The sequence below is a fragment of the Pseudotabrizicola sediminis genome (assembly GCF_004745575.1).
GTDB lineage: Bacteria > Pseudomonadota > Alphaproteobacteria > Rhodobacterales > Rhodobacteraceae > Pseudotabrizicola > Pseudotabrizicola sediminis.
Genome location: NZ_RPEM01000070.1, coordinates 1 through 416 on the forward strand (window position 1 = coordinate 1; position 416 = coordinate 416).

A 416-nucleotide genomic window follows, 5' to 3' on the forward strand; every position below is an offset into this window, starting at 1 on the left:
GAACTGCACGCATTGGGGCTGCGCGTCATCATGGCGACGGGTGACAACGAGCGCACAGCACAGGCAGTGGCGGGCAAACTCGGCATTGACGAGGTGCGCGCGGGCGTCTTGCCCGAGGCCAAGAAGGATCTGATCGACCAGTTGCGCCGCGATGGCCACAAGATCGCGATGGCAGGCGACGGCGTGAATGACGCGCCCGCGCTGGCCGCCGCCGATGTGGGGCTCGCCATGGGCACGGGCGCGGATGTGGCGATGGAGAGCGCCGGCATCACCCTGCTGGGCGGCGACCTGATGGGCATCGTCCGGGCACGCAAGCTGGCCCGCGCCACGCTGCGCAACATCAAGCAGAACTTGTTCTTCGCCTTCGCCTACAATGCGCTTGGCGTGCCAATCGCGGCGGGTTTGCTTTACCCGGT

The 416-nt window shown here is 67.1% G+C and carries 1 protein-coding gene; it reads left to right on the plus strand.

Features of this window, described 5'->3' with window-relative positions:
- On the plus strand, positions 1 to 416 hold a 416-nt coding region (locus EEB11_RS19340; RefSeq protein ID WP_135434217.1), incomplete at both ends, for an HAD-IC family P-type ATPase.